Below are 838 nucleotides of genomic sequence, written 5' to 3'. Positions count from 1 at the left end.
CACCGCCTGCCCCGCCAACCCACCCGCCCACTGCCGAAACGACGTGGGCACCGGAGCCAGTCCGGCTTCCCGGCCATGGGCCAAGCCGTCGTAGGCCCGGGCGAGGTCGGACAGCAGTACACGCCAGGAGACACCGTCGACCACCAGGTGGTCGACCACGATGAGCAGGCGTCCGGGTGTGTCGGGGCCGAGGTCGAACCAGACCGCCTGGACCATCGCACCGGCTAGCGGATCCAGCCGGGCGACCGCCGCCCGCGTCTCCTCGTCCACCAGCCGCCGGAGATCCCCGCCCACCGCATCGACACGGTGGATCCATTCCGCGACCGCCATGGTGCCGGGCTCGGGAATCGTCAGCCGTGCCTCGGGCTCTGTCGTGAAGCGCGCCCGCAGTGCGTCGTGGTGGTCGACCAGGGTCCGGACCGCATCGGTCAGTACGGCGAAGTCCAGACCGGCCGGGGTCACTGCCAGCACCGACTGGTAGACCTCGGAGAGGCCCTCGGGCCGGACTCGTTCGAGGAGTTCACGCATGACCGGCGTCAGCGGGACCTCGCCGGTTCCGGAGGCCGTGCCGGCGGGGGGTGCGTCGGCGGTCAGGGCGACGGCGACGGACGCCAGATTCGCTGCCGTACGCTGCTCGAAGACATCATGGGTGCTGATCGCCAGGCCGGCCCGGCGGGCGCCGGACACCACCATCATGGACAGGATCGAGTCGCCGCCGAGTTCGAAGAACGATTCTTCGGCACCGACCCACTCCAGTCCGAGGACTTCGGCGAACAGGCCGCACAGCGTTGACTCGACGGGTGTCTCGGGGCTCCGGCCGCCCGTGACGGCGCGGCCT

At 71.0% G+C, this 838-nt stretch carries 1 protein-coding gene; it reads right to left on the bottom strand.

Going from position 1 to position 838, the window contains the following annotated elements; genetic code table 11:
* Positions 1-838 (bottom strand): condensation domain-containing protein (locus FF041_RS37365; protein ID WP_228388965.1); only part of this gene is annotated, 838 nt, incomplete at both ends.

Source organism: Streptomyces jumonjinensis, from assembly GCF_009600885.1.
Classification (GTDB): domain Bacteria; phylum Actinomycetota; class Actinomycetes; order Streptomycetales; family Streptomycetaceae; genus Streptomyces; species Streptomyces jumonjinensis.
Note: the sequence above shows the minus strand (reverse complement) of the source record. Positions and strands in the feature narration are given on the sequence as shown.